This window comes from Pseudoclavibacter caeni (genome assembly GCF_008831125.1).
Taxonomy (GTDB): domain Bacteria; phylum Actinomycetota; class Actinomycetes; order Actinomycetales; family Microbacteriaceae; genus Pseudoclavibacter_A; species Pseudoclavibacter_A caeni.
On record NZ_WBKA01000001.1, the window covers coordinates 188,368 to 210,085 of the forward strand.

A 21,718-nucleotide genomic window follows, 5' to 3' on the forward strand; every position below is an offset into this window, starting at 1 on the left:
TCTCCTGTTCGATGATGGTCGTGCTCGTCAGGCGGCGGGGTGCGGCCGCCGCGGCGAGGCTCACCCGCCGGAGGTGGTCGTGCCCGGAGTGGACTCCGGCGTCTCGGGGGTCTCTGCATGCTTCTGCGTGATCACGGTCTTCGTGAACGTCCGATCCGGAAGCCCCGCGAGGTCACCGGTGAAGCGGACCGTCCAGGTGAACGTGTACCTCTCGTCCGCATCGGGGAGGCTGACCGAGCTCTGCCCCGAGGGCACGTCATGGCAGGCCTCAGTGCCATCGGCACAGTATCTGATCGAGGTCTCGTAGTCGTCGGAGTCCGCCTCGACCGACAGGGTGGGAAGCGTGTACGCCCAGGCGTTCGAGTCCGCGAAGGCATGGGTGACCTCCGTGGCGTTCCAGCCCGACCCGACCTCGGGCACGTACGCTGGAGTGCCCGAGGGGCCGGCCTGATGAGTCGTCTGGTCCACCGTCCCGTCCGTGAACCTCCACCGGTAGCTCACCTCGTGAGAGCCCCGCGTCGGGCCGGAGCCGGTCACGAGCTCGGCGGTGAAATCCTCATGCGAGCCTCCGGTCAGCGAGACCGATCCGGTCGAGGGGTCGATGTGGTAGGCAACCCCGCCGTCATCGCCCGGGAACGCGATGGGGGTGACTGATGGACTCGGACTCGAAACGCCCTGCGCCCACTCGGGTGTCTGGCCGTCGGGCAGACCGGCCGCGGCGCACAGGGTGAGGGTGTGCCCGATGTTGGACGCCGCCTGCCTCGTCACGGTGACCGATCCGTCGACGAGGGTCTCCGCCGCGGAGCACGCCTCGCCATCGAGCGCCCACCCGTATCGGACGTCACCTCCCCTGGCGGTGATGGTCGCCGACCCGGTGACCGCGTCCGACCCGCTGGCCTGCGCGCTCACCTCGGAGATCACCGGGGCCTCGACGCCCTCGACCGTGACCTGCGACACCGCCGTGTCGCGGGCGCTCACATTGTCGACGGCGGGCTTCTCCTGCCCGGTCGAGGTCGCGGTGATCTGTGCGGAGGAGCCGCCGGCCACGTCGAACGCCTCCTCGCCACCGGAGGCCGCAAGCGTCCTTGCGCCGCCGGGTCCGTCGAGGACGATCCCGGAGACGCCGTCGGTGTCCGGATTCGTCACGGTGACCGTGACCTCCCCGGCCGCCGAGGGCCTCCAGTCCAGCCGCGGCGCCCCGCCCGGCTTCCGGTACGCCCATCCCTCGACCGAGACCGTGTCGCGAGACTGGCCGACGTCGTTGACCGCGGCGACGACGAAGGTCTTGTGGTCGAAGTTCTTCAGCCCCGAGATCGTGCAGGCGCCCAGGCCGCAGTCCTGTGAGCCACCCTCCCACGTGACGTGGAAGCCCGTGACCGCCGGGGAGCTCAGCGTCTCGCTCTGCTCGATGGCTAAGGTCACCGTGCCGTCGCCGACCGACGAGAGGGCGACCCGTGCCGGCTTGTTCGGCAGCGCCCGGTAGTCGACCTCGATGCGGCCGTGGCCGGTGTTGCCCTGGGCGTCCTCGAGCGTGTAGGTGCCCGACTTGACCCCGCCCTGGGTGCCCTGGGCGACCTGCACCTGGATGCTCGAGCCGTTCACGGACCCGCTCACGCCCGCGTCCGAGAAGCTCACCTCGGTGAGCTTCACCGGCGTGTACCTCGAGACCGAGCCGTTGGGGCCGAGCGCGTCGACCGATCCGGAGCCGGAGCCCTCCGAGAGCCCGAGCGAGAGCCCGGCCGGGTCGAGCGTCGCGGGCGCCAGCATGCCGACCTGCACCGTCATCCGCGCCTGCGGCACCGGGGTGAACGACGGGGAGGTGATCCGCACGTCGAACGAGGCCACCGAGCCCTGCTGCGCGTCCGGGGCGACCATGATGCTGACCTGCCCGCCGGAACAGGCGACCGTGACACCCTTTGCGCCGGTGGCCTGGCCGCACTCGTAGCCGAGCGTGCCCTTGTCGCCCGTCCAGTCGACGCTGTCGGCGAGGTTCGCCTCGCCGGTCTCGGCCGGGTCGACCACGGCGATCTGGGCCGAGCGGATCACCGGCGGCGGATCGTCCAGGACGATGCGCATCGGCAGTGACACCGTCGACCTCGTGCCGTCGTCACCGGCCCACTGCACCTCGACGCCGCAGCTGTCTCGCTCGCTCGTCGAGTCGCCGCCGGCGGCGTAGGTGACGCTGGTGCCGCTCACCGTGCAGGAGGCCTCGGGGCGGGAGCCGGAGGCCTTCGCCGCGTTCACCTGCAGGGTGCGCCCGCTCAGCTGGCCGATCTCGTCGGCGAGATCGACCGTCACCGACTCGTTCTCGTGCACCTCATAGGTCTTCGCCGGGTCCTTCAGCTGCGGCCGGATCGTGTCCTTCTTCGGCACGCGCACGAACGCCCAGGTGCGCGGCGGGTCGGTCTGGCCCTGCGCGTCCTCGGCCGTCGCGGAGATCGGGATGATCCGCCGGCTGTCGCCGAGCGTCCCGCTGACGGTGTCGCCGTCGAGGGAGACGCCGTCCTGGTCGCCCCACAGCGCGACGTCGACCTTCCCCAACCCCGACCAGATGAGCCTGTCCGAGACGACGTCGGCGCTGTAGTCGTCGCCGTCGATGTCGTCCGCGCCGATCTGCGTGTCGACCAGCTGCGGGTACTGCGGCAGGGCGTCGTTCGTGACGTTGAGCACGATGCTGCCCACGGCGGTGCTGCCGCCGGCGCTGCGCACCGCGTACTGGTAGACCGTCCTGCCGACCGCGGCCGAGGGGTGCAGCGTGACCGTGTTCCCGTCCACGTCCGCCGGCGTGCCCGCGGCGCCGTCGGCCGCGAGGCTCGAGACGACCTGGTCGACGGACTCGACCTCGAGGCTCTCGTCGCCCACCCGGGTGTCATTGAGCGTCGGGTCGACGGCGACGGACTCGGCGCCCGGCGTCGCCTCGACGTAGTCGTTGTACGCGACCGGGGCGAGCGTCGCGTCCGTGATCACCCCCACGCGCACGGTGGCGGTGGAGGTCGCCCCGCGGGCGTCGGCGACGGTGTAGTCGAAGGAGATCGGTCCGCCGTCGGCGGTGCTCGCGACCTCGATGCGCCCGTCGGAGAGCACCTGCGCCGAACCGTTCGCGTCCGGCTGGGTGACAGAGACGACGCTCACGTCATCGCCGTCCGGGTCGACGCCGTAGCCGGGCACGGAGATCATCGTGCTGCTGTGCGCTTGCACGCGGGCGTCGATGTTCGTCGCCTCCGGCGCCTGGTTGCCGTCGTCGGCGGTGACGCGCACGGTGACCCGGCCGAGCGAGCCCTGCCCGGGATGCCCGGAGACGTAGGTGCGATACGTGAGCGTGTAGCTGCCCGGCTCGGTCGTCGCGAGGTAGCGCAGCGACGAGCCGGAGGGGAACGCGAGGCCGGGCAGGTCGTCGGTCGTCTGCCGCGGGTCGAGCATAAGCGTGCCCCCGGCGGGCGCCACATCGTTGTCGAGCACGGGGATGTCGACCTGGCCCCCGGCGCGCACGGTCACCTGGTCGGCGACCGCGACCGGCTTCGCCGAGACCGCGTCGTCGATCTGAAACACGGTCGCCAGCCCGGTGACCGTCTGCGACCCGTCCGTGACCGCGTAGGTGAACGTGCCGATGCGGCCGGGCGAGCCGTCCGGCGTGCGCCCGGTGACGCGCAGCTCGCTGCCGCCGACGGCGGACGCGCTGAGCGAGGAGCGGGAGTCGTCCAGCTGGTACTCCTGCCCGTCGCCGACCATCAGCACCGATCCGCTCGGGTTGCTCACCGGGGCGAGCGGATCGACGGTCACGTCCTCGTCCGGCCGCAGGAACACCGTGATCGGCGGGGTGCTCAGCCGGGTGTCATCGGCGGTGGCCGTCACGAGCAGGGTGCCGGTCGCCGTGCTGGCCCCGGAGCGCACCTCGTAGGTGATCGGATAGACCCCGGCCTCGACGGGGGTGACGCTCACCGACAGCGAGTCGATGCTCGGCCGCACCGCGATGCGCGACTGCAGATCGCCGTCGACAGTGGCCCGGGCCAGGTCGACGCGGGTGTTCTCCACCCCGCCGCCGGCGACGCCGCTGATGTACTCGCTCAGGTCAATCGCGGGCGAGGAGCCGACGGTGACCGTGCGCGCGAACGACCGCGCCTTCAACAGGGGCGAGTCGGTCACCGTGATGCCGATGTCCCGCCTCGTGGTGCCCCCGCGGCCGTCGGAGACCTCGACGGTGACGGTGACCCGGCCGGCGGCCTGGTCCTCGTCGGCCTTGTAGGCGACCATGCCCTGCGGGGTCGCCGCCGCCGTCCCCGCGGTGGCCGTCGCCCCGGTGACGTAGAGCGGGTCGCCGTCGGGGTCGACCCAGCCGTCAAGCCCGTTGAACCGGAGCGAGCCGCCCGGGGCGACCTGCAGGTCGGCCAGCGACCGGTCGTTGACCGCACGGTACTCGGGGGCCGCGTTGACGTCCTCGGGATGCACCGAGACCTGCGCCTCGCCGGTCACCCGGCAGTCGGAGCCGTCGGTGATGACGTAGGAGATCGTGCCGGACCCGCTGGAGACGTCCGGCTGGAGCGACACCGCCTGGTCGTCGTTGACCGCGGCGAGCGTGCCGAAACCGCCGGAGGACCACTTTGGGCTGTCCGCGCTCGACACGATCGTGATCGTGTCCTGCGGGTTCGGGTCGAGCGCGCCGACGAGCACCGGCACCGTGGCGAGCTGCCCCGGGCGCACGCCGAACTCGGCGCTCGCCCCGATCGCCGGGGTCGGGCACTCGTTCTGCTTCGCGTTCTGGTCCTGCTTGGTGTCGGTCGTCTCCCGCTGGTCGTCCTCGCGCTGCCAGCTCGTCGACGACGGCACCAGTCGCCAGGTGTCGCCGTCGAGCTCCCAGACGAGCCCCGAGGCGCCGTCGTTGAGCACGAATCCATCACCGTTGACCCGGAAGATGGGGCTCGAGCCGGAGACCGCCGAGGCGGAGGGGAACTCGAGCGACTGCGCGTCGCCGCCGCAGTCGGAGACGGACATCGCCCCGGAGGCGCCCCAGGCCGCGTGCAGGCAGCCGTCACGCCACACCGGCGCCGCGGCGGTGCCGGTCGCGTCCACCGACCCGGTCTCGGCGCCCCTCGCGTCGACCAGGTGGAGCCCGGAGCCGTCGGCGACCGCGAGCTCGTCGGCGTCGGCGTCGGCGCGGGCCAGCCGGGCGTTCGCATCCAGCGAGACCTCCGTCCGCTGCCCGTCGACCCACAGCGTCGACGTGTCGCCGCCGTGCTGCAGCAGCGCCCAGTGGTCGCCGAACACCGTCAGGTCGTCGCTGTCGCCGTCCGTGGGGGCGTCGGTGCCCTTCCGCGAGCGCTGCTCGCCCTGCGCGACGTCCCAGGTGACGATCTCACCGCGGTCGCTCAGCCCGTACAGCACGCCCTGCGCGGTCACCGCCGCGGCGACGAACCGCTCCGTCACGTCACCGTCGCGCTCGTTGATCGCGGTCGGGGAGCCGCCCGCGGCGAGATCCGACACGGCGATCGCGCCGAGCGCGCCGGTGCGCCGGTTGAGGAAGGCGACATACGGGCCGGAGGGGACGACCGCGTCCGCGTCCAGCGGCGCGGAGGTCGCGTCCTTGGCGTCCTCGACATCCTGCGGATCGCCCGGGTCGACGACCTTCATCCGCTGCTGGTCGCTGAGCAGCACGACCGACGAGCCGTCCTGGAGCACGGTGCTGATGCGGAATGCGCTCGGGTCGCCGGAGTGGACCTGGGCGAGCTCGGTGATGTCCGTGTCGACCCGCCCGTAGAGCGGACCGCGGCTGTTGATCGACCAGACCGACGTCTGCTCCAGCTCGGTCTGCTGCGTCGGCACGCCGCGCCACACGAGGATGCCCGTCAGTGCGAGCACCGCGACGAGCCCCACCGCAGCCCACCGCATCCAGCGCCGGTGCAGCAGCCCGGCCAGATCATCCCCCCGCAGCCGCATCAGCAGTCCACCTCCCCTGCCGTCCTCATGCGCGCACCACCACCAGCGTCACGATGATCGCGAGCGCCACGAGCGCCGCCGTCGCCGCAGCCCACAGCCAACGTCCGCCGTGCCGCGGGGCGTCGGACTCCGCGACCTCGGCCTCGGTGGCCAGCTGCTGCACGCTCATGCCCTGCCGCCGGCGGGATGACGCGACCGGCACCTGCGCCCGCATCGGCCCCCGCAGCCGGGCGTCGTCGAAGCCGAGCACCGCGCCGGCCCCGGCCCAGTCGGACGAGGCGACCTCGAGCGGCGTGGCGGGCAGCCCGAGCTGCGCCTGGACGCCCTGGAGCTGCCGGGCGAGGTCGAGCGCGGTCGGCTGCCTCGACTGCGGGTCGACGGACATCGCGCGCAGCAGCGTCTGCGTCAGCTGGGGCGGGACGTCCTCGCGCCGCGCCGGCGTGACGCGCCCGCGGAGGATGCGCCGCTTGAGCTCGGCCGTGCCGTTGCGCCCCGACCCGGGGATCTCGAACGGGGAGTGCCCATCGAGCAGCGTGTAGATCGTGGCGCCGAGCGAGTAGACCTCCGTGGCGACGGTGCCCTGGGTGCGCTCGCCGACCACCTCGGGGGCGCTCCAGGGCACCGACATGGCGAACAGGTCGGTGGCGTGCCGGCCGGAGAGCGAGGTGGCGATGCCGAAGTCGGCCAGCACGGGCGTGCCGAAGGAGGTGAAGAGGATGTTCGAGGGCTTGATGTCACGGTGCAGCACGCCGGCACGATGCACGGTCTCGAGTGCGCACCCCACGCGCACGCCGATGTCGAGCACCGTCTGCAGCGGCAGGATCTGGTCGCGGTAGGCGGGCGAGACGCCCGTGGGGCAGTACTCCATGACGAGATACGGCCGACCGTCCGGCGCGATGCTCGCCTGGTGGACGGTGAGGATCGAGGGATGCGAGCTGAGCCGGGCCATGATGTCGGCCTCGGCGTTGAACATGCGCACGACGTCGTCGTCGACCACGTCGGCGAGCAGCACCTTCACCGCCACGGGGCGACGGGGCATGTCCTGCTCGTAGAGGAACACGTCGGCGAACCCGCCGGTGCCCAGGGGCCGCACGGGGGTGAAGCCCGGCAGCGTCGGCGGCGTCGACGGCAGTCGCCTGGCCATGGCCCCCCCTCCCGACAGCTCTGACCGCCGGCCCGCATACGTCGGCGAGACACGGCTGTGAGCATTCTAAAGCACCCAGCATGCCACAGCCGCGTGAACGGCGTGTGACGCGCTCAGCGTTCGCGCGTCCGTCCCCGCACGACGGCGATCGGCACCGTGTCCTCCGTGGGCTCCTGGTCGGCTCGCCGACGCCCGCGGGAGACGAGCCGGGTCGCCTCGTCGGCGACGTCCACGGCCGGCTCCCGGCCGGCGGGCGAGGCATGTCGTCCTCGGCCGCCCCGACCGTGGAGGAGCCTGGTCGCCTCGTCGGCCCGGGTCGTCTCCGTCTCCTCGCACCCGGCCTCCGCCTCGCCAGGGGCCCGCTGGACGACGTGGGTGTCGTCATCCACCCGTCGACGCCGGCGCAGGGGGACGAAGGCGGTCTCGTCCGGGGCGTCCCCCGACGCCGCCATGGGCCGTCCGGCCGCACCGGCGACCGGTGCGGCGATCGGCGCGGACTCCGCCTCGACGCCCACGGCGGCCGATGACAGACTCCACGAGGCATCCCCGGGATCCGACGGCGCCCCGCCGGCGACGACGTCCACGACGATGACGGTCACGTTGTCCCGGCCGCCGGCGTCCAGCGCCCGCTCGACGAGCGCGGCGGAGGTGCTGTGCGGGGTGCCGCCCATCACGAGCGAGGCCCGCAGCGCCTCCGGGCCGACCAGCCCGTGCAGCCCGTCGGTGCACACCAGCAGTCGCTCGCCGTTGACGACGGGGGCGAGGAAGTAGTCGGGCACGGAGTCCTCGGACCCGACGGCCCTGGTGATCTCGTTGCCCCGCCGGCTCACCGCGGCCTGCTCAGGCGTGATCGCCCCCTGGTCAAGCCACTGCTGCAGCAGCGAGTGGTCCCGCGTCCACTGGACGAGCGACCCGCCGCGCGACCGGTACACGCGCGAGTCGCCCACGTTGAACACGAGCCAGTGCGGTGCGCCGTCCGCCTCGACCAGGGCGACGCCGGACACGGTCGACCCGGCGCCGTGCGGGCGCGCGGCGCCGAGCTCGGCCACCCGGCGCTGCGCTCGGTCGAGGGCGGCCGCCACCCGGTCGGCGCGCGCCGGCACGGGTCCGACCAGCGTCCGCAGCTCCTCGACCACGATCGCGCTGGCAATCTCGCCGGAGTCATGGCCGCCCATGCCGTCGGCGACGGCGAAGACCGGGAACTCGGCCACGCCGCTGTCCTCGTTGAGCCGTCGCTTCAGGCCGACATCGGTCGCCAGCGCCGCGGCGACCCGCACGTCAGTGGTCTCTCCGGATGTCACGATCGCCCTCTCCCCCTGCGGAATCCGCACCCAGACTATCCTGCCCGGCCGATCGGACGCGCTCGCCGGGGGCAGCGATCCGTCCCGCCGACAGCGCCGCGGGCACCGGCGCCCTCGACCACGTCATCCGCGAGGAGTGCGGGCAGGACGTGGGCGCCGAGGGATGACACCGGGACGACGATGGCCCCGCTTCCGCGTGGGCACGTGGAAGCGAGGCCATCGATCCTCTGCGGAGACGGAGGGATTTGAACCCTCGGTCCCGGAAACCCGGGACTCCACCTTAGCAGGGTGGTGCACTCGACCAGACTATGCGACGTCTCCAAGGCGCCCCGCACGGAGGCACCATGCCACTATAGCGGATGCGCACCCGCCGCCACGCCGACGGCTCAGCCGCCATTCGCGACCGCGCAGGTCTCGTCGCGGGCTGTCTGCCCGACGATCCCCTCGGGCAGCACGGTCACCCCGTCCGAGGCGGAGGGCGAGGCGCTCGCCCCGGCCGACGTCGACGCGGACGGCGCCGCGGACGCGCTCGCCGAGGCCTCCGGGGACGCGGTCGTGCCGTCCTCCTCAGCCTCGCCGACCGTGGTGGAGCCCACACCGGTCTCGGTGTTGTCGTTCAGGCGCACGCCCTCGCCCGAGGCGATCGCCTGGAAGAGAGGCTGGGCGAGCGTCTGGTCGAGCACGACCCGGTTGGGATCGATCGAATCCTCCTTGACCGGGGCCTGCACGAACGAGACGTCCGACAGCTCGATGCCCGCGGCAGTGGCGCCGAGGGAAACCAGAGTGCCGGTGTCCTCGAGGTTCGAGGAGAACTGCATGTTCCGTGCGGCGGCGGAGGCGAGGTCGTACAGCCGCACGGGGTTCGTCAGCGTGCCCTCCGACTTGATCTTCCGCACGAGCGACGAGAGATAGACCTGCTGGGAGCTGATGCGACCGAGGTCGCTGCCGTCGCCGACGCCGTGCCGGTTGCGCAGGAAGGCCAGGGCGTCCGAGCCCTGGATGGTGTGCTCGCCAGCGGTGAGGTGCAGGCCGGAGTCGTCGTCGTCGATGTCCTTCGTGACGCACACGGGCACACCGCCGATCGCGTTCGACATCTCGATGACGCCCTTGAAGTCGATCTTGCCGACGAACCCGATGTCGACGCCGGTGAGCTTCTCGACCGTCAACGCGGTGCAGCTCGGCCCGCCATAGGTGATCGTCGAGTTGATCTGGACGCGCGACTGGGCCGGGTAGGAGCCGCCGCTGCCGTCGGTCTTCGGGCAGCTGGGCATCGACACCATGGTGTCGCGCGGGAAGCTCACCGCCATGGCCGTCCTGTGATCGGCGGAGATGTGCAGCAGCATGATCACGTCGGCGAGGTCGGTGTCCTTGTCCGACGCCGTGAACCCGTCGCCCTGATCCTTGCGGGTGTCCGACCCGATGAGCAGGAAGTTGACGGCCCCGTCCACCGAGGCGATCTGCTCCTGGCCGTCCTCGTCGGGGAAGGTGAAGTAGTCGATGTCCTTCTTGACCGACCACACGAGCATGCCAGCCAGGGAGACGCCGCCGACGATCACCATCGCCATCACGAGCGCCACCCACTTCAGCAGCCCCTTCGGCCCGCCGCCGGGCGAGCCGAGCGCGCCATGCCGGGCGACCGCGGTCAGACGCGACCCGCCGACGGAACGGGCGCGCGCTCGCGCGGCCTGCGCGCGTCGCTCGGCCTCACGTCGCTCACGGCGCGACTGCGGCATCATGCCCCCTTCGACATCAGCCATGGCGACAGGACGGTCGCCGGGCGCTGGACGGCTCGGAGATCTCACTCTACAACGTGCGCCTGTGCGGTCGTGCCGCGGTGGTGCGCAGCCGAGCCGCGCACCACCGGGACACGGACAGCGGAGGCGCCGATCACGAACGCGCTACCCGCATCGCGGACGACCACGAGAGCGCCAGAGCATGGCGAGTCGTGGCTGTCCCCGGCCCGCTGGCGCGATCCTGGCCAGCGCCCCGCCGACTCCCCGGCTACAATCCCCGATGTGCGTCTCGTCATCGCCCGCTGCACGGTCGACTACACCGGCCGACTCACCGCCCATCTGCCCCTCGGCACCCGTCTGATCATGCTCAAGGCCGACGGGTCGGTGCTCGTGCACGCCGACGGCGGCTCCTACAAGCCGCTCAACTGGATGATGCCACCCTGCTCGCTGACCGTGGCCGAGCCGGACGACGACCAGCGCGCCGCCGGCGTGACCGAGCTGTGGCGGGTGCGCAGCCGGAAGACTCCGGACACCCTGGTCATCTCGATCCACGAGATCGTCGACGAGATGGCCCGCGAGCTCGGCGACGACTCGGGGCTCGTCAAGGACGGCGTGGAGGCCCACCTGCAGGAGCTGCTCGCCGACCAGATCGAGCTGCTCGGCCCGGACTGCCGGCTCGTGCGCCGCGAGTACGCCACCGCGATCGGCCCGGTGGACATCATGGCCCGCGACGGCAACGGCGACCACATCGCCGTCGAGCTGAAGCGCCGCGGCGACATCGACGGCGTCGAGCAGCTCACCCGGTACCTGGAGCTGCTCAACCGCGACCCCCTGCTCGCCCCGGTGCACGGCGTGTTCGCCGCGCAGGAGATCAGGCCGCAGGCGCGCACGCTGGCCGAGGATCGCGGCATCCGCTGCCTCGTGCTCGACTACGAGGCGATGCGCGGCGTCGACGACGCCGACGAGCGGCTCTTCTAGCGACGGACCTCGCCCCGGCTCGTGATCACGTCACCCGCGACGCGGTCCGGTGGGACGTTCCCCGCCCGGGAGATCGCTGCTCTCCGGCGGAGGCTGGACCGTTGCCCGGCTCCGCCGGGCGGGATGCTCCCGCGCGATCCGTCGCCTCGGCGGCCTCACCGGCCCGATGGTCCCGCCGCGTCGGACGCGACGCCGTCGAGGGCGTGGGCGACCCAGGCGTCCCCGCGACGCACCCGCAGCCCCAGCGTGAGCCCGCGGGTGCCCATGATGACGAGCCCGAACCCCGCCCAGGCGATCACGAGCGCCGCCCACGCCGGGGGCCCCGCCGGCACCGCCACGGCGACCACCAGCCAGCTCCAGGGGGCGATCGTCACCAGATTCAGCAGGCTCGCCATCGCGAGGTAGCGCGAGTCCCGCACGCCCATGAGCACGCCGTCGAGCACGAAGACGAAGCCGGCCAGCGGCATCCCCGCGGCGACCGCGAGCAGCCCGGCGGGCAGCTCCTGCAACAGGACGGGGTCGCTGGTGAACACGCGGCCGAGCCACGGTGCGCCCGCGGCGAGGGCCACGCCCGCGAGCACGCCGATCACGACCCCGATGCGCTCCAGCCTGCGGCGCACGGCCTGCACGTGCGCGACGTCGCCGCGGCCGAGGTCGCGGCCGATGAGCGCCTGGGCGGCGACGGCCAGCGCGTCGAAGAGCATCCCGACCATCGTGAACAGGGTGAACAGCACCTGGTAGCCGGCGAGCTCGACGGCTCCGAAACGTCCGGCCAGCCACACCGAGGCGAGCAGCCCGACGCGCAGCGCGAGCGTGCGCAGGAACAGCCAGCCGCCGTCCCGCGCGGCCCGGCCGACGCCGGCCAGCCGGGGACGCAGCGGCGCGCCCGCCCGCCGGGCCCGCGTCACGAGCACGGCGACGAGGACGGCCGCCATCGCCGTCTGCGCGATGACCGTGCCGAGCGCGGAGCCCGCGATGCCGGTGTGCAGCCCATACAGGAACAGGGCGTTGAGCGCGATGTTCACGCCGAACCCGGCGACCATGACGAGCATCGGCAGGCGGGTGTCCTGCAGCCCGCGCAACGCGCCGGTCGCGGCGAGCACGACGAGCATGGCGGGGGCGCCGACGAGCGAGACGCGCAGGTACGCGTCAGCCTGGGCGGCCACCGTGGGATCCGACGCGAGCCAGCCGACGAGCGGACGGGCGACGAGCCAGCCGACGGCGGCGACCACGACGCCGATGCCCGCGGCCAGCCACAGCCCGTCGACCCCGGCGGCGAGCGCCGCGCGGGGGCGGCCGCGCCCGAGCTCGAGGGCCACGAGCGGGGTGGTCGCGTACGCGAGGAAGATCATCAGCCCGATGAACGTCTGCAGCACCGTGCTGGCGACGCCGAGTCCGGCCAGGGGGACGGCGCCGAGGTGCCCGACCAGGGCCGCGTCGACGGTCAGGAACAGCGGCTCGGCGACGAGCGCGACGAGCGAGGGCACCGCGAGCCGGGTGACCTCGCGGTTGAGCCGCCGCCGCTCGGCGCGGTCGAGCCGGGCCGGGTGAGCCGCGGGCACCGGGTCAGCGCTGGTACGTGCCGACCAGGCGCGCGCGAGCGATGGCGTGCTGGAAGAGCAGGAAACCGAGGTTCGCCGGCGTCGCGTTCGCCGGCAGGCCGAGGCTCGGCACGTCCACCGCGTGGACCACGACCATGTAGCGGTGCTCGTGGTGGCCGACCGGCGGGGCGGCGCCGAGGAAGTCGCGGCTCAGCGAGTCGTTGACGAGCGCCTGCGCCCCGGCGGGCAGCCCCGGGCCGTCCGCGTTTCCGGCGCCGGCGGGCAGCGAGGTGACGGCGGCGGGGATGTCACACACGGCCCAGTGCCAGAAGCCGCTGGCGGTCGGCGCGTCGGGGTCGAAGACGGTCACCGCGAAGCTCTCGGTGCCGGCCGGGAACCCCGACCAGCTCAGCTGCGGGGAGCGCCCCTCACCGCCGACGCGCACCCCGACCTGGGCGGGCGAGAGCCGCCGGCCGTCGACGATGTCGTCGCTGGTGAGGATGAACGCGGGCAGCTGCGGCAGCGCGGCGTACGGATCACAGGCGTGCGGTGTGGTGCTCATACCCTCATGGTAGGCGGCGCCGCCGACTCGGTCGAGGGCGTCCCGGCCGCGTCGGCGGGCGCGGCTAGGCTGTCGGCATGGCCGATTCCCACGCAACCGATCCCGCCGCATTCGACGCCGCGCGCGAGCAGCCGCTCGCCTCCGGCATCCCCGTCGCCGACCTCGATCCCGCGGTTCGACCGCAGGACGATCTCTACCGCCACGTCGACGGCCGCTGGCTGGCGCGCACGGAGATCCCCGAGGACCGCTCCCGTTACGGCGCGTTCCTGCTGCTGGCCGAGGAGGCCGAGCGGGCGATCCGCGAGATCGTCGAGGAGGACGCGGGGCTGCGCGCGCCAGCAGACCCGGACGCCCCCGCCGATCCGGACGCCGACCGCATCGGCGACCTGTACGCGAGCTTCATGGACGAGGGTCGCGCCGAGCGGCTCGGCGCGACCCCCATCGCCGAGGACGTGGCCGCCGCGCTGGCGCCGCGCACGATCCCCGAGCTCGTGGTCGCGGTCGGCCGCGCGGAGGAGCGCGGGGCGAGCGGGTTCTTCGGCCTGTACGTGGACAACGATCCCGGCAGCCCGGACCGCTACGTGCCGTTCCTGCTGCAGGGCGGCATCGGCCTGCCCGACGAGTCGTACTACCGCGAGGAGCAGTTCGCGCCGGTCCGCGAGCGCTACGTCGGGTTCCTCACCACACTGTTCGAGCTGGCCGGGGTGACCGGCGAGGCGGACGGCACCGGCGCGTCCCCCGCCGAGCGGGCCGCCGCCGTGCTCGCGCTGGAGACGGAGATCGCCCGGGCGCACTGGGACGTCGTCGCCAGCCGCGAGATCGAGCGCACCTACAACCTGCGCACGCTCGACCAGCTGCGCGAGCTCACCCCGGGGATCGACTGGGATGCCTACCTGGCCGCCGCGGGCGTCGCGTCGCGCGTGCTCGCCGAGGTGGTCGTCGCCCAGCCCTCGGCGATCTCGGGGCTCGCCGCGCTGCTGACCGAGGATCGCCTGCCCGCCTGGCGGTCGTGGCTGGCGGCGAACGTGATCCGCGCCGCGGCACCGTACCTGTCGCAGGCGTTCGTGGCGGCGAGCTTCGACTTCCACGGCCGCGTGCTCAGCGGCACCCCGCAGCAGCGGCCGCGGTGGAAGCGCGGCGTCTCGCTCGTGGAGGGCGGGCTCGGCGAGGCGGTCGGCCGCGCCTACGTCGCCCGGCACTTCCCACCCGAGGCGAAGCGGCGCATGGACGAGCTGGTCGCCAACCTCATCGCGGCCTACCGCGGGTCGATCCGGTCGCTCGCGTGGCTCGGGGAGGACACGCGCCGGCTCGCGCTGGCGAAGCTCGACCGGTTCACCCCGAAGATCGGCTACCCGGTGCGGTGGCGCGACTACTCGGCGCTCGAGATCTCGCGCGACGACCTGCTGGGGAACGTGCGGGCGATCGGCCGCTTCGAGCAGGCCCGCGAGCTCGGCAAGATCGGCCGGCCGATCGACCGCGACGAGTGGTTCATGACCCCGCAGACGGTCAACGCCTACTACAACCCGGGATTCAACGAGATCGTGTTCCCCGCGGCGATCCTGCAGCCGCCGTTCTTCGACGCTGGCGCCGACGACGCGGCGAACTACGGGGGCATCGGCGCGGTGATCGGGCACGAGATCAGCCACGGCTTCGACGACCAGGGGTCGAAGTACGACGGCGAGGGCCGGCTGCACGACTGGTGGACGGACGCCGACCGGGCCGCCTTCGACCGGCTCACCGCGGCGCTCGTCGCCCAGTACAGCGCGCTCGAGCCGCTCGACGCCCCGGGGCACCGGGTCAACGGCCGGCTGACCCTGGGCGAGAACATCGCCGATCTCTCCGGGCTGTCGATCGCGTGGCAGGCGTACGCGATCTCACTCGGCGTCGACCCCGCCGGCAGCGCCGACCCCGAGCGGGCGGCGGACGTCGTCGCCGCGGTCGCCGCGGCCGCACCGGTCATCGACGGGCTCACCGGTCCCGAGCGGTTCTTCCTCGCCTGGGCGCACATCTGGGCCGAGAAGCGCCGCGAGGCCGAGGCGGTGCGGCTGCTGACGATCGACCCGCACGCGCCCAATGACCTGCGCGCCAATCAGGTGGTGCGCGATCTGGACGTCTTCCACACGGTGTTCGGCACCACCCCGGGCGACCGGCTGTGGCTCGCCCCCGAGGAGCGCGTGCGCATCTGGTGAGTCCGGGGCGGCTCAGGCGCCGGTGCGGCCGGTGACGAGCGCCCAGGTCGGCGCGACGAGCTGATCGACGTGCGTCGCCCGCCAGGCGAGACCGGGGTCGGGGATGGCCTCGGCGAGCAGCAGCGGCGCGGTGCCGACCTGCTGCCCGGCGACGAGGACACTCGCGGTGCCGACCTGCGCGCCGGCGTCGGCATCAGCGTCGACCGACCCGCCGACGAAGGCGGTGGTCACCGGGGTGCCCCGCCAGGTGAGCACGTGCACCGTGGCCGCGGCGCGCACCTCGCTCGTCGCGCCCCACTCCGTGGTGAGCGTGCCCGCGCTCGCCCCCGCGACCGTGACGTCCGCACCGCTGATCGCGGCCTTGATCGACGCGATCAGCCGCCCCACCTCGGGCTGCAGCGTGCTGTGCCCGTTGGTGCTGCCGAGCGAGGCGCCCACGAGCTCGAAGGCGACCCCGTCGACGTCGAAGTGCGCCGACCAGGCGAGGTTGAACACGGTGGCGAGGCTGCCGGTCTTCAGCCCGTCCACACCGTCGTGGCCGACGAGCGTGTTGTGGTTGGTGATCTGCCCGATGCCCGGCACGTCCGCCATCTGCAGGGCGGCGATCTCGCGCACGGCCGGGTTCGCGAGGGCGAGCTCGCCGAGGTGCACGATCTGCTGCGGGGTGGCCCGGTTGTTCTCGTCGATGCCGGTGGGGTCGGCGATCGTCATGCCGTCGAGGCCGTGCTCCGCGAGCCAGGCCGGGGTGCTCGCGAGGTACTCGTCGACGCTGCCGAACCCCCAGTTGACGAACGTGACCGTGTGGTTGTTGCTCGAGCGCAGCAGGATGAGCTCGAGCAGCTGGCGCTCGGTGAGCGTCTGCCCGACCGTCACCGGCATCGTCGACCCGTTCTGGGCGATGTAGCTCTGCTCGAGGTCGGCGTCCGCCTGCGTGAGCGTGATCGTCGGCCCCTCCTCGCCCGCCGCGAGCGGCAGGCGGTCGAGCACGCGCAGCACCGTCACGAGCTTCGTCACGCTCGCGATCGAGCAGGCCTGCTGGTCGCCGTGGGTCACGGTGCGCTCCACCCGCTCCGCGTCGGGCACGTCGCCGACGGTGCGCAGGGTGAAGGCGGAGGCGCCCGTCGAGGGCCAGGCGAGCGCGGCGTCCGTCTCGGCCGTGGTGTCAGCCGTCGCGGTGTCAGCGGTGGCGGCCACGGCCGTCGCGGCCAGGTCCCCGGCGCCACCGGCGGCGTCCGTGGCGGCACCGGCCGGGTCGGCATCCCCGGTCGCATCGGCGGACGCGTCCGCGGCCCCGGCGGTCAGCTGCGCCGACTGCACCGGCAGCGGGCCCCAGCCCACCCAGGCGAGCAGGGCGAGCAGGATCGTGGTGGCCACGACGACGATGGGCAGCACGATGCCGCGGCTCTCGGTCAATGCGGCGGCGCCGCCGCTGGCCAGCAGCTCGTCGCGTCGTCGGCTCATGACCAGTCGCCCTCTCGATCGCCGCGCACGCGTGCCGCGTGCCGCGCCCACTCTACGGCCGGGTGGCACGGATGCGAGGCCGACACGTCCGGGGCCCGCGGATCCGCAGGTTCGGCTTCGCGGGGCTCGGCGGCGTCGCATCGTCATGGAGTGTCATCCGGCGCGTCGGCCGAGTCGCGCGACCTAGACTGGAGCAGTTCCGGACGACCCGCGGTGCGAGCGGCCGGAGGGCGACCGCCCAGGGATCAGGGGGGTTACCCCCGGACGATCCGCGGTGCGAGCGGCCGGAGGACATCCTTCCCACCGAGCGAGGAGCATCCACATGTCTCTCGAGGCCGTGCGCGCCGAGCTGCGCCAGGCGCACCGCGACAGCGACATCCGGGTCTTCGACGAGTCGAGCGCGACGGTCTCCGAGGCCGCCCACGCGATCGGCACCGAGCCCGCCCGCATCGCGAAGACGATCGCCATCGCCGACGAATCGGTCGCCGAGGGCGAGCCGCCCCGGGCCCTGCTGGTCGTCCTGGCCGGCGACGCGCGGCTGGCCAGCGGTGCGGTCAAACGCCGATTCGGCTTCAAGCCGCACATGCTGCCCCCGGACGACGTCGAGCCGCTCACCGGTCACCGCATCGGCGGCGTGTGCCCGTTCGCGAACCCCGCGAGCGCGACCGTGTGGCTCGACGAGTCACTGCGCCGCTTCGACGTGGTGTGGCCGGCGTGTGGCAGCGCGAACAGCGCGATCGGGCTCACCCTGCCGGATCTGGAGGTGCTGAGCGGCGCGGCCGGCTGGGTCGATGTGGGCAAGGACTGGCGGGACGGGAGCGAGGAGCGGGCATGAGCGAGCAGCAGACGGTGGACGCGGGAGCGCGGCGGGTGCCGACGAGCGAGCCGGTGATCGACCTGATCGCCGGAAGGTGGAGTCCGCGCGCGTTCTCGGACGCGACGGTGTCGGATGCGACGCTCGCCGCCGGCCTCGAGGCGGCCCGGCTCGCCCCGTCCGCGTACAACTCGCAGCCGTGGCGGTTCATCGTCGGCCGCCGGGGCGGGCACGTGTTCGATCGGATCCTCGCGCACCTGATCCCCTTCAACCAGGGGTGGGCACGGGATGCCGCCGCGCTCGTGCTGAACGTCGCGGTGATCGAGGCCGATGGCCGGAAGGCCCCGCTGGCGCTGTACGACCTGGGGCTCGCCGTGCAGAGCCTGGTGCTGCAGCTGCAGGCGTCGGACGTCGCGAGCCACCAGATCTCGGGCATCGACCCGGACGCGCTCGACTCGGAGTTCGGCCTCGGCGCCGGAGAGCTCGCCGGCCTGCACGCGGTGACCGTGACGGTCATCGGCGTGCCCGGCGACCCCGCGCAGCTCGACGCGGGCACGCGCGAGCGGGAGACCGCCCCGCGCGAGCGGCTGCCGCTCGACGAGCTCGTGCTGCTGGCGGACTGATCGGAGCGGGGGCAGGGGCCCGCGGCTCGGAGCGGTCCGGAGCGGTCCCGGCACCGCGGGCCGCATCCGCCGGAGCGTTCAAGACCGCCGCACAGGCCCCGCATCCGCCGCGCAGAACCGCGGGGCCGCCGTCTCCGGCCTGCGGCACCGCAGGCCTACGGCACCCGGTACAGCCAGTCGTCGCCGGCGAACTTCGTGTCGGCGAGCGCGCGGGCCCGGTCGAGCAGCGCGGGCTCGAGCGCGCCCTGCGTCAGGCCGTGCTCGCGCTCGAACACCTCGCACATGTGCTCGATGATCTGCTCACGGCTCAGGCCGGTCTGCGCTTTGAGCGGGTCGACCCGCTTCCTCGCCGAGGCGATGCCCTTGTCGCTGATCTTCTCACGGCCGATGCGCAGCACCTGGACCATGCGGTCGGCGTCGATGTCGTAGCTCATCGTCACGTGGTGCAGCACGCCGCCGCGGATGCGCTTCTGCGCCGCCCCGCCGATCTTGCCGCCCGCCGAGGTGATGTCGTTGAGCGGCTTGTACCAGGCGTCGATGCCGAGCTCGCGCAGGGCCGCGACCGTCCACGCGTCCAGGAACGCGTACGACTCCTCGAAGCTCAGGCCGGCGACGAGGCTGTCGGGCAGGTACAGCGAGTAGGTGACGACATTACCGCCCTCCATGAACATCGCGCCGCCGCCGGAGATGCGCCGCACCACGGGGATGTCGAACCGGGCCGCGGCCTCGAGGTCGACCTCGTTGCGCACCGACTGGAACGACCCGATGACGACCGCGGGCTCGGTCCAGTTCCAGATGCGCAGCGTCGGCGGGGTCTCGCCCCGGGCGACCGCCTCGGTGAGCACCTGGTCGAGGGCGAGGTGCACGCGCGGCGGCAGCGGCTCGGTGCGCACGAGCCGCCAGGGATGATCCCGCCAGGTCGTCGCCCGGGTGAGTGCCCGCCGGATGGCCGTCGCGATACCCGGGACGGTCACGCCGACGAGGTGCGCGTCGACGGGCAGGGCGGCCTCGATGCGCCGGCCGATCGCGTCCGCGGACGCGTCGGTGGGCAGGCCCTCGACCGCGCCGTTGATCGCGTCGAGGGTCGTGTCGGGCTCGAGGAAGAAGTCGCCGGAGAGGCGGAAGTCGCGGATGACGCCGTCCGCGTCGGTGAGATCCACCACGACGAGCTTGCCACCGGGGATCTTGAACTCGCCGTGCCGCTGATCGGGGTGGGCGGCCGGGGTGGGCCGGTCAGGCTGGCCGGGCTGGCCGAGCTGGCCGGAAGAGGCAGGCCGGTCGAATGGATCGGGCCGGGCTGAGGTGATGCTGTCGTTCACGACCCGCAGTCTAGCCGTGGCCGCCCCCGGCAGCGGCCGGGCCGGCGCCGTGACCCTGGCCTCCCCTCTGGCCCGAGGCGGGCGGCGCGCCCTATGATGTGGTATCCGACATCCGTCGGCGAGCAGTCCTCGGCACGTCACCGCCACGCGACGGCATCCCCCGACGCCGCAGCGAACCGAGGACCGCGCCGTGCGTCCGCAGCGTCCACCGGGTCACGTCCCGGTGATCGCTGATGCCCCGGCGCCCAGCGCGCCGCATCGAGAAAGAAGAGGACATGGCATACGCAACCACCAACCCGTTCACCGGCGAGGTCGTCAGGACATTCCCCGACGCGACCGAGTCGGAGATCGAGACCGCACTCGCGCAGGCGCACGAGACGTTCCTCGCCTGGCGCGAGACGAGTTTCGAGCACCGCGCGGGGATCCTCGCCAACGCCGCCCGCATCCTGCGTGAGAACAAGCGCGAGTACGCCGAGATCCTCACCCTCGAGATGGGCAAGCTCATCGCCGAGGCCGAGGGCGAGGTCGAGCTGTGCGCCCAGATGCTCGACTACTACGTACGCTTCGGCGCCGAGACGCTCAAGCCGCGCTTCCTGCCGGCCCAGGGGTTCGGCGACACCGACGTGCAGCTCGTCAACGACCCGCTCGGCGTGATCTTCGCCGTCGAGCCGTGGAACTTCCCGTACTACCAGGTGATCCGCATCACCGCCCCGCAGGTGACCGCCGGCAACGTGATCGTGCTCAAGCACGCCTCGAACGTGCCCCAGTCGGCGCTGGCGATGGTCGACCTGTTCGATCGGGCCGGCGCGCCCAAGGGCCTGCTGACGAACCTGTTCCTGCCGCACTCCCAGACCGAGCGCGTGATCGCCGACCCGCGCGTGCGCGGCGTGGCCCTCACCGGTTCCGAGGCCGCCGGCTCGATCATCGCCTCGCTGGCCGCGAAGCACCTGAAGAAGAGCACGCTCGAGCTCGGCGGCGCCGACGCGTTCATCGTGCTCGATGACGCCGACGTGGAGAAGGCCGCCGACTGGGCCGTCTTCGGCCGGCACTGGAACGGCGGGCAGGTGTGCGTCTCGTCGAAGCGCCTGATCGTCGTCGACTCCGTCTACGACCGGTTCGTGGCCCGGTACCGCGAGGGTGTCGCGAAGCTCGTCGCCGGCGATCCGATGGATCCGAGGAGCACGCTGGCCCCGCTGTCGTCGCAGAAGGCCGCCGACGACCTGAAGGCACAGGTTGAGCAGGCCGTCGCCGACGGCGCAAAGGCCGAGACCCTCGCCACCGCGGTGCCGGGTCAGGGCGCGTTCTTCCAGCCGACGATCCTCACCGACATCAGCGAGGACTCCGCCGCCTTCCACACCGAGTTCTTCGGCCCCGTCACCCAGCTGTACCGGGCGAAGGACGAGGAGGACGCGATCCGCATCGCCAACGACTCGCCGTTCGGCCTGGGCGGCTCGGTGTTCAGCCGCGACGTCAACCATGCGCAGCAGGTCGCCCGCCGGCTCGACACCGGCATGGTGTACATCAACCAGCCCACCGGCGTGAAGGCCGACATCCCCTTCGGCGGGGTGAAGAACTCGGGCTACGGCCACGAGCTCATCGACTTGGGCATCAAGGAGTTCGTCAACGAGAAGGTCGTTGTCGTCACCGACATCGACGGCTCGTTCTGATCGGCTGATCGGCTCGCGACTGACCGTCGCGGCTGATCGGTCACGGAGGGCCCCGTCCGTCATGGACGGGGCCCTCCGTCGTCTCATGCGGCCGACGGGTCAGCGCGGTCGCGATCGGCGTCCTCCGGCGACACCACCGGATGACTCTGACCGCTCGCCCGGCCTCCGGCTCACGACCGGCTCTTGGTGATGGCTCCCCACACCAGCAGCACGATGACCGACCCGCCGATCGCGAGCGCCCAGGAGCCGAGCGAGAAGAAGTGGTCGACGCCAACACCGAACAGCAGGCTGCCGATCCAGCCTCCGACGACAGCGCCGACGACCCCGAGGATCAGGGTCGCGATCCATCCCCCGCCCTGTTCTCCGGGCAGGATGGCCTTGGCGATGGCCCCGGCGACGAGGCCAAGCAGCAGGAATCCGAGAAAGCCCATGGCCTCCTCCTCTCCGTCGAGGAC

The 21,718-nt window shown here is 72.8% G+C and carries 14 protein-coding genes and 1 tRNA gene; 5 read left to right on the plus strand and 10 right to left on the minus strand.

Features of this window, described 5'->3' with window-relative positions; all coding sequences use genetic code 11:
* Positions 1-60 precede the first annotated feature (60 nt).
* From F8O02_RS00935 to F8O02_RS00955, 5 genes are all read right to left on the minus strand, one after another.
* Positions 61-5,931, minus strand: coding sequence for an Ig-like domain-containing protein (locus tag F8O02_RS00935; protein ID WP_158035310.1), 5,871 nt, complete (start codon positions 5,929-5,931; stop codon positions 61-63).
* Positions 5,932-5,956: 25 nt separating this feature from the next.
* The gene (locus tag F8O02_RS00940) at positions 5,957-7,075 is read right to left on the minus strand and encodes a serine/threonine-protein kinase (RefSeq protein ID WP_158035311.1); all 1,119 of its coding nucleotides are present in this window, start codon (positions 7,073-7,075) and stop codon (positions 5,957-5,959) included.
* Positions 7,076-7,188: 113 nt separating this feature from the next.
* Complete coding sequence (locus tag F8O02_RS09080; protein WP_225734044.1) at positions 7,189-8,376, minus strand: PP2C family protein-serine/threonine phosphatase; 1,188 nt, start codon at positions 8,374-8,376, stop codon at positions 7,189-7,191.
* Between the two features lie 230 nt (positions 8,377-8,606).
* Positions 8,607-8,697 (minus strand) — tRNA-Ser (locus tag F8O02_RS00950).
* A gap of 65 nt (positions 8,698-8,762) precedes the next feature.
* Positions 8,763-10,133 (minus strand): LCP family protein, encoded by a 1,371-nt coding sequence (locus F8O02_RS00955; RefSeq protein WP_158035312.1) that lies wholly within the window; start codon positions 10,131-10,133, stop codon positions 8,763-8,765.
* A gap of 258 nt (positions 10,134-10,391) precedes the next feature.
* Here F8O02_RS00955 and nucS point away from each other — a divergent pair, with 258 nt between their 5' ends.
* Positions 10,392-11,087, plus strand: a complete 696-nt coding sequence (nucS, locus tag F8O02_RS00960; protein WP_158035313.1) for an endonuclease NucS — start codon at positions 10,392-10,394, stop codon at positions 11,085-11,087.
* A gap of 155 nt (positions 11,088-11,242) precedes the next feature.
* Here nucS and F8O02_RS00965 read toward each other — a convergent pair whose 3' ends face one another.
* Both F8O02_RS00965 and F8O02_RS00970 read right to left on the minus strand, forming a co-directional pair.
* Positions 11,243-12,649, minus strand: coding sequence for an MATE family efflux transporter (locus tag F8O02_RS00965; protein ID WP_225734045.1), 1,407 nt, complete (start codon positions 12,647-12,649; stop codon positions 11,243-11,245).
* Between the two features lie 4 nt (positions 12,650-12,653).
* Entirely contained in the window at positions 12,654-13,190 is a 537-nt protein-coding gene (locus tag F8O02_RS00970) for a YbhB/YbcL family Raf kinase inhibitor-like protein (protein WP_158035314.1), read from the minus strand.
* A 77-nt stretch (positions 13,191-13,267) separates the two neighbouring features.
* Between F8O02_RS00970 and F8O02_RS00975 the strand changes: the two genes are divergently transcribed.
* A complete protein-coding gene (locus F8O02_RS00975) occupies positions 13,268-15,379 on the plus strand; it encodes a M13 family metallopeptidase (protein ID WP_158035315.1) in 2,112 nt (703 codons plus the stop codon).
* A gap of 12 nt (positions 15,380-15,391) precedes the next feature.
* On the opposite strand, the gene F8O02_RS00980 is transcribed toward F8O02_RS00975, so the two are convergent.
* Positions 15,392-16,840 carry a D-alanyl-D-alanine carboxypeptidase family protein gene (locus tag F8O02_RS00980; RefSeq protein WP_158035316.1) on the minus strand — a complete coding sequence of 483 codons (1,449 nt, stop codon included), beginning with the start codon at positions 16,838-16,840 and terminating at the stop codon, positions 15,392-15,394.
* 322 nt (positions 16,841-17,162) lie between these two features.
* Here F8O02_RS00980 and F8O02_RS00985 point away from each other — a divergent pair, with 322 nt between their 5' ends.
* Together F8O02_RS00985 and F8O02_RS00990 are read left to right on the plus strand one after the other, a co-directional pair.
* Positions 17,163-17,675, plus strand: coding sequence for a YbaK/EbsC family protein (locus tag F8O02_RS00985; protein ID WP_158035317.1), 513 nt, complete (start codon positions 17,163-17,165; stop codon positions 17,673-17,675).
* Complete coding sequence (locus tag F8O02_RS00990) at positions 17,672-18,277, plus strand: nitroreductase family protein (protein WP_158035318.1); 606 nt, start codon at positions 17,672-17,674, stop codon at positions 18,275-18,277. The genes F8O02_RS00985 and F8O02_RS00990 overlap by 4 nt, the downstream gene beginning before the upstream one ends.
* 155 nt (positions 18,278-18,432) lie before the next feature.
* On the opposite strand, the gene F8O02_RS00995 is transcribed toward F8O02_RS00990, so the two are convergent.
* The gene (locus F8O02_RS00995; protein WP_225734069.1) at positions 18,433-19,461 is read right to left on the minus strand and encodes a lipoate--protein ligase family protein; all 1,029 of its coding nucleotides are present in this window, start codon (positions 19,459-19,461) and stop codon (positions 18,433-18,435) included.
* A 410-nt stretch (positions 19,462-19,871) separates the two neighbouring features.
* On the opposite strand from F8O02_RS00995, the gene F8O02_RS01000 reads away from it, so the two are divergent.
* Entirely contained in the window at positions 19,872-21,263 is a 1,392-nt protein-coding gene (locus tag F8O02_RS01000; protein WP_158035319.1) for an NAD-dependent succinate-semialdehyde dehydrogenase, read from the plus strand.
* Positions 21,264-21,433: 170 nt separating this feature from the next.
* On the opposite strand, the gene F8O02_RS01005 is transcribed toward F8O02_RS01000, so the two are convergent.
* Entirely contained in the window at positions 21,434-21,694 is a 261-nt protein-coding gene (locus F8O02_RS01005) for a GlsB/YeaQ/YmgE family stress response membrane protein (RefSeq protein WP_158035320.1), read from the minus strand.
* Between the last annotated feature and the right edge of the window lie 24 nt (positions 21,695-21,718).

What these genes read in the sequence shown, in the direction of transcription:
- F8O02_RS00935 (WP_158035310.1), bottom strand. Translation starts at nt 5,931, where the DNA reads ATGCGGCTGCGGGGGGATGATCTGGCCGGGCTGCTGCACCGGCGCTGG.
- F8O02_RS00940 (WP_158035311.1), bottom strand. Translation starts at nt 7,075, where the DNA reads ATGGCCAGGCGACTGCCGTCGACGCCGCCGACGCTGCCGGGCTTCACC.
- F8O02_RS00955 (WP_158035312.1), bottom strand. Translation starts at nt 10,133, where the DNA reads ATGGCTGATGTCGAAGGGGGCATGATGCCGCAGTCGCGCCGTGAGCGA.
- F8O02_RS00970 (WP_158035314.1), bottom strand. Translation starts at nt 13,190, where the DNA reads ATGAGCACCACACCGCACGCCTGTGATCCGTACGCCGCGCTGCCGCAG.
- F8O02_RS00975 (WP_158035315.1), top strand. Translation starts at nt 13,268, where the DNA reads ATGGCCGATTCCCACGCAACCGATCCCGCCGCATTCGACGCCGCGCGC.
- F8O02_RS00980 (WP_158035316.1), bottom strand. Translation starts at nt 16,840, where the DNA reads ATGAGCCGACGACGCGACGAGCTGCTGGCCAGCGGCGGCGCCGCCGCA.
- F8O02_RS00985 (WP_158035317.1), top strand. Translation starts at nt 17,163, where the DNA reads ATGTCTCTCGAGGCCGTGCGCGCCGAGCTGCGCCAGGCGCACCGCGAC.
- F8O02_RS00990 (WP_158035318.1), top strand. Translation starts at nt 17,672, where the DNA reads ATGAGCGAGCAGCAGACGGTGGACGCGGGAGCGCGGCGGGTGCCGACG.
- F8O02_RS01000 (WP_158035319.1), top strand. Translation starts at nt 19,872, where the DNA reads ATGGCATACGCAACCACCAACCCGTTCACCGGCGAGGTCGTCAGGACA.
- F8O02_RS01005 (WP_158035320.1), bottom strand. Translation starts at nt 21,694, where the DNA reads ATGGGCTTTCTCGGATTCCTGCTGCTTGGCCTCGTCGCCGGGGCCATC.